Origin of the sequence: uncultured Nostoc sp. (genome assembly GCF_964245575.1) — a bacterium.
Taxonomy (GTDB): Bacteria; Cyanobacteriota; Cyanobacteriia; order Cyanobacteriales; family Nostocaceae; genus Nostoc.
Genome location: NZ_CAXTNP010000072.1, coordinates 22,839 through 28,848, shown reverse-complemented (window position 1 = coordinate 28,848; position 6,010 = coordinate 22,839). Strand labels below are relative to the sequence as shown.

Annotated in this window: 7 protein-coding genes; 2 read left to right on the top strand and 5 right to left on the bottom strand. The window is 43.6% G+C overall.

Annotated features, from left to right (window positions below; all coding sequences use genetic code 11):
* Positions 1 to 114 precede the first annotated feature (114 nt).
* Positions 115 to 1,140 carry a hypothetical protein gene (locus ACFFAP_RS13880; protein WP_375511747.1) on the bottom strand — a complete coding sequence of 342 codons (1,026 nt, stop codon included), beginning with the start codon at positions 1,138 to 1,140 and terminating at the stop codon, positions 115 to 117.
* Positions 1,141 to 1,518: 378 nt separating this feature from the next.
* Here ACFFAP_RS13880 and ACFFAP_RS13875 point away from each other — a divergent pair, with 378 nt between their 5' ends.
* A complete protein-coding gene (locus ACFFAP_RS13875; protein ID WP_375511746.1) occupies positions 1,519 to 2,412 on the top strand; it encodes a tetratricopeptide repeat protein in 894 nt (297 codons plus the stop codon).
* A gap of 101 nt (positions 2,413 to 2,513) precedes the next feature.
* On the opposite strand, the gene ACFFAP_RS13870 is transcribed toward ACFFAP_RS13875, so the two are convergent.
* The 4 genes from ACFFAP_RS13870 to ACFFAP_RS13855 form a co-directional block, all read right to left on the bottom strand.
* A complete protein-coding gene (locus ACFFAP_RS13870) occupies positions 2,514 to 3,134 on the bottom strand; it encodes a TMEM165/GDT1 family protein (RefSeq protein ID WP_375511745.1) in 621 nt (206 codons plus the stop codon).
* Positions 3,135 to 3,449: 315 nt separating this feature from the next.
* Complete coding sequence (locus ACFFAP_RS13865) at positions 3,450 to 3,902, bottom strand: DUF29 domain-containing protein (RefSeq protein WP_375511744.1); 453 nt, start codon at positions 3,900 to 3,902, stop codon at positions 3,450 to 3,452.
* A 92-nt stretch (positions 3,903 to 3,994) separates the two neighbouring features.
* Positions 3,995 to 4,162 (bottom strand): hypothetical protein, encoded by a 168-nt coding sequence (locus ACFFAP_RS13860; RefSeq protein ID WP_375511743.1) that lies wholly within the window; start codon positions 4,160 to 4,162, stop codon positions 3,995 to 3,997.
* 36 nt (positions 4,163 to 4,198) lie between these two features.
* Positions 4,199 to 5,161 carry a protochlorophyllide reductase gene (locus tag ACFFAP_RS13855; protein ID WP_375511742.1) on the bottom strand — a complete coding sequence of 321 codons (963 nt, stop codon included), beginning with the start codon at positions 5,159 to 5,161 and terminating at the stop codon, positions 4,199 to 4,201.
* A gap of 205 nt (positions 5,162 to 5,366) precedes the next feature.
* On the opposite strand from ACFFAP_RS13855, the gene ACFFAP_RS13850 reads away from it, so the two are divergent.
* On the top strand, positions 5,367 to 5,948 hold the full coding sequence (locus ACFFAP_RS13850) for a T4SS efffector SepA family protein (RefSeq protein WP_375511741.1): 582 nt from the start codon (positions 5,367 to 5,369) through the stop codon (positions 5,946 to 5,948).
* The last annotated feature ends 62 nt before the right edge of the window (positions 5,949 to 6,010 follow it).

Sequence of the window (6,010 nt, the reverse complement as noted above, 5' to 3'; positions counted from 1 at the left end):
GGACTGGGGACTGGGGACTGGGGACTGGAAAAAATTAGTTGAACCCTAATATTTAATCTAATCCTTAATCCCTAATCCTCAGTACCCAATCCCAAATCCCTTATTCCCAATTCCCTACTCTTGAGCCGGTTTCGGTCGCTTTATGGGCTTAGGAGCGGGCGTTTTGGGTATAGGTTTTGACACCACAGAGGTGTCGCCGCCTGCGCCTGTTTTCTTAATAGGACGTGGGGTTTCGCCACTACGTCTGGGGGGGAATGGTTTTCTACCACCAGCACCACCGCCACCGCCAGCACGAGGGCCACCTTTGAATGGTGGTTTGCGTTTTTTGGGCAAGTCAGCGATCGCCTCAGCTTTTTCTACTATCAAAACGTCAGCTTCTCTCTTGGCTTGGAAGTCCCAGAACTTTCCTACTGCTTTGGTGGTCAGCACACCCCTCAATTTCAACTTAAAATACTTGGGTTTCTCAGTTGGTTTACGTGCAGCCTGCCTAATTTTGACTACCAAGCTCTTAGCGTCAAAAGATTGGTATACTACCTCACCACGAACAGAAAAACCACCATCTGCAACTTCTGATGAGGGAATTACGGGAATTGTACTTAGTTCAGAGTTTTCGGATAAGCCATCATCGGGTGTCTGTAACTCTTGCAACTCCAAGTCTAACTCGTCTTCATCTGTTGAGTTTTTTGCCAGGTTTTCTGGCTCCCAAACTCCGACGATTTGGATGTGCAAGGTATCATTCTCTTGTCTTGTACGTGGATATACTACCCACAAGTGTTCTTTTTCTAAGTCTAGGTGATTCTTGACTAAGCTCATAATCCGGCCTAGGAGGACGGCATTGAGTTCTACACCATCAGTAGTCAGCAGCGTTCCTTGAGTAAATTGTTCGCTACTAGCATGATAGCGACCTCTAACTAACCCGATCGCTCGATATTGCATCGGCTCACTGGGAGGCGGAATCGGTTGCTGTCGATTGACTAAGTTCCCATTTGAGTCAGTCTCGATGGGGTTAACAGGCGAATTTTCAGGTTTAGAGGACTTGGCTGCTATATGAACATTAGCAGCTGCCCCTATGTTAGTTGGGCCCTGGTTAGAGACAGAAGAATTGGAGGATTCAGGCAACGGCATCAGGTCGGAATTCATAAAAACTCCTTGCGGCGGAGACACATCCCATTGTGGGATTTTACAAAGGCAGCTGGAAAGAGCATTTGTGCGACTGATGAAAGTATATTTGCTTTTCACAAAGTCCCACTAGGGTACTCTATACAATACTAAAGGCGCTAAATTGAGTGTATAAACACTAAACGTGTAATTTAGCGCCTTTACACTAGTTTCGGAAGCATATCATAGCTACAATTCTGACGGCTCCTCCTAAAGTCATCACTTACTTTAGCAGTGTAAATAGTTAATTGTTATAAAATTCACAGGCAATTGGCAGTATTCCGCAAAGTTTTGGAAATTTTTAACTTTACGATTTGTGTAAATGATAATGTCATTAAAATTTAGGAGAAAGACAAAACTGTGTCTCAACCGCGCAATCGTTGGATAGTTCAAGTCGTCTTGGCAGTGGCAATTCTTGCTTTTGTGGGTGTTTCGGTGATTCCCATAATTGGAGCATTTAATAATACGCCATCCTCAAACCAGAATACCGCTAGCACCAGAGGCACTTTGACCTCTGCTGACCAAAGATCAAAACTGGAAGACGAAGTACGGGGTTATGAACTGGTTTTGCAAAGGGAACCAGAAAATCAGACTGCGCTTAAGGGCTTATTACGGGCGCGGCTACAATTACTAAGTCAAAAAGAAAAAAGTGAGGTAAAACCAGCTGATATCCAAGTTGTCATTGAACCTTTAGAAAAGTTAGCGAAGCTGAATCCCGAACAGTCAGAATATTCAGTGCTACTGGCTCAAGCCAAACAACAAATTGGCGATCGCGAAGGAGCTGCTCAAGCTTATCGCTCGATTTTGGAGACTAAACCAGGCGATTTGAAAGCTTTACAAGGAATGGTGGCTTTGTTAATCAGTCAGCAACGCCCGGAAGCAGCCATTGGTTTGCTGCAAGAAACCCTTTCTAAGGCAGCCCAAGCAAATACAATTCAGCCTGGAAGTGTAGATACAGTAGCCGTGCAGGTTCTATTAGGTTCTGTTCACGCTTCCCAGAAACGCTATGCTCAAGCTAGCTCTGCATATGACCAAGCAATTAAGAAAGATCCCAAGGATTTTCGCCCCGTTGTGGCCAAAGCGATGCTCTTGAAACAACAGGGCAAAGACGCAGATGCAAAACTTTTGTTTGATAGCGCCGCAGCTTTAGCACCTCCTCAGTACAAAGATGAAATTAAGAACGCAGCTACGGTTTCCCCCATCCCTAATCCTGTTGCATCTCCCACGCCTTCATTGAAAAGTACGCCTAAGTAATGGGGAGTGGGGAGTAGGGAGTGGGGAATAGGGAATGGGGACAAAGAGGAATTATTGAATAAGTCTCTTGTTTGTCCCCGTGTCACCGCGTCTTCATCCCCTCACGCTCCCTCAATGGCACTAACGACACCAAAGACTAGAAATAGGCATCCGCCAATCAGGGTGAGTTGACGCTCAGAAATGCGTCCGGCAATCATTTTGCCGCCGATAACTGCGATCGCAGCACAAATGGCATGTCCTAAAATTGCACCTATTGTCACTCCAATGGGATTATTACCTGCGGCTAAGGCAATGGTGGCAATTTGGGTGCGATCGCCCCACTCTGCCATAAATGTCAACACAAAGGCTTCTATAATAATTGCCAAGGAAGTCTTTTGCTTTGGTAACTCCAAATCTGCTTTTTTCACAGCAGCTTCGGCCTCTTCTACAACTTCTGTATCACAAGCAGCAGGAGACATCTTACTAGCGTCATATAAAAGCTTGATACCAAAGGCAATAAATAAAGCTATTTCAGCGTAATGAATATAAACTTTTGGCAACAAAGATACCGCTTGTCCAAATAGCACCGAAAGGATTGTCATTGCGGCTAAAGCAGCTGTCACACCTATAAATACCAGCCGCCGCGGGTGGTGCATTGCCAAAATCACAGCAATAAAAAATGTTTTATCACCTAGTTCTGAAACTGTAATTAGTAATAAAGCTGCGGTAAAAGCTGTTAACACTCTCTCAAGCTCCTGAAGAATCGTTTACCGATGTGAAGCTTGATGAGAACCAAAAGACCTCACCAAGTTTACACTTTTCGGTGTGAACTTAGTGAAGGTCTCGCTTTCAAATATTGATTACTTGCCACCTGAACCAGGCTCATCGCCAGTATGTTGATTCAGATGTACTGGCTTTTATGTTTTTTGCCAGCAGCTACTCCCCTTCTATGCGAGTTGATCATACATTTGTTACAGGTAGAAGTCAAGAGTAGGGAATGGAGAAGTATAACTATAACTTTACAGAGAACGAAGCGCAAATAAGCCTGATTCAGTGGCTTACTGAGGTAAGAACTCATCATTTGTGACTTCTGGTAGCTGATATGGACACACCAGAAGAAAGGATTCCACTAACAAGCCAGTTTCAGCTTTTGCTTGCTTAACCGCTTGTGCATAACACTCTGCAAAGACGCTCTCAATATAAGATTTGAGACTAGGCGAATCATCTAGAGCTTCTTTAACACGTCTACGATGTTCAATGATGCTTCCTTCCCAGCTACCGCTTCTCTTTTCAGGCTGAAATTGCCATTTGAGCAAATGCACCAGAATTACAATCAGATTACTCTTGAGGCTCCGACGCTCACTCCTTCCGATGTCGGCAATTTCTTCAATGAGGTTTTCCCAGTCCACGTCCGCGTAGTCATGACTTTGCAATTTTTCCACAGTCGTCTGTATCCATTGCAAGTAATCCGTGTCATATAGCGTTTGGGAATGCGCCTTTAGGGAAGACATGGCACTTTCCATTGAAAATGGTTAGATAATTTCTCGCATATCTTTACAATTAACATCGGTGCGTTAACAGAGTGTAACGCACCCTACGAACTCTAAGAATTGGCAGGTATTAATTTTGTCAGAGGTGTAGTCTCACGTTTTAGTATGTAAATTTTGCGATGTTCTGTTGATTCATCAGCATCGCGTGGAACGGTGAACCAAAACCTTCTCCAACGCTGCGTTTTACCTTTGCCATCACTCACCTCACCTTGAGAGATCATTATCAAGTAAAAATCAAATTATTGCATTCTGTTCGGTCATGCTAGTCCAACCAACTTGGCGCTTAGTTCCCACATGCGATCGCCTTTTTCATCATCGCGGGCTTGAGGAGAAACCTTTTGAACAAAGGACTTGCCATCTTTCTTCTGGCGATTTCCCCAACTCCAATAAGCACCAGATTGATTGTACTCAGGATCGGCAACTACCTCAGCAACGCGTTCTCCCGCCAACTCTTGAGACACATATCCCCCAGTGATGTACTTCTGGAATAAAGGGAAGATTTTCTGAAATAAAGGATAGTGGTTTCTAAATAGCGGCGTTTCTGCAACACATCCCGGATAGAGAGAGCTGAAGGCGATACCGGTTGACTCGTGATAGCGCCGATGCAGTTCCCGCATAGTCAGCACGTTGCAAACCTTGCTGTCTTTGTAAGCTTTAACAGGTTCAAATTTCTTTCCGTCAATCATTGAGATTGGCTCTTTAAATCCTTCTGCAAAGCCTTGCAAATCGCCCAAGTCAGGACGCGGCGGAATCTTCCCACCCAGTTCATCTGGATTGTGGGTGACAGTTCCCAAAATCACGAGCCTTGGTTCTGAAGATGACTTCTTTAAATCCTCTAGCATTAGGTTGCACAAAAGGAAATGTCCCAGGTGATTTGTAGCAACACTTAACTCAAATCCTTCTGGGCTTCGCAGTGGCTCTTTTAACAAAGGCATGTAAATTGCGGCGTTACATACCAAAGCATCTAGGGAGTTACCGCTTGCTCGGAAGTTATTCACAAATTGTCGAACGCTATCCATTGAGCCAAGGTCGATATGCATGATGGTGTAGCTCCCCTGGTGGGGGATTCCCACAGATTGCGCTGCAAGTTGTGCCTTCGCTATATCCCTACAGGCCATAACTACATACCATCCCCTTTCAGCAAGAGCTTTTGCTGCATACAAACCAACCCCTGAAGAGGCGCCAGTGATGACAACCGTTGACTTCCTATTCTGTACCATTCTATTCAGACTCTGTTAATCACCTTTTACTATCTCCAGGATTTTACATCACCGAGTTACTACATCTGTCCGGAACTTCCAATGGTCTAACGGCAAATTCCGTAGTCGCTATAGCGAGTTCAACTATATCATAAACTTATATAATATAATTGTATAAGTTAAATATGATATATTTTATATATGAGGCTTGATTAATCTATAGAATATGATGCCAGTAGTTACAATACCCGATCTTATTTACAAGCGGCTTCAAGCCATTGCTGTCCCTTTAGAGGACACACTTATCACTGTTATTGAGAAGCTATTGAATGAACATGATGCACGTGAAAAATCTCAGCAAGACTATAAAATAGAAGATTATTCTAAAACTGAAAATTATTCTGAGACAGAGAATTATAAAATTCTTGACCCTGACACTCCTAGTAACCTGCGCCATACCAGAGTGCTGCGGGCGTTAATTGATGATCAGAAAATTGATAAACCAAATTGGAATAAAATTGTGGATAAAACGCACGAAATTGCTATTCAACAAGGGATGTCCGTAGAGGATTTGATTAAACTTACCCGCTTCCATGTCGTTCAAGGTGAAAAAAATGAGGATGGTTTTCACTACCTACCAAAGGCAAATGTTTCAGTGCAGGGAGTAGGTGCAAATCTTGCATGGCGTAACACGTTACACTTGATGAAAAACCTGAAATTACCAATTGAAATACACTTTGAATGGCCTAATAAAGAGGGAGCAGCGCATCCTGGTAAAAAGGGTAAACTCTTTTGGAGTCAAAAATAGGCTGTAAGACTTAAGATTATAAAAACCTCGGTGCAAAGATATGCAGTGAGGTTTTTATAACA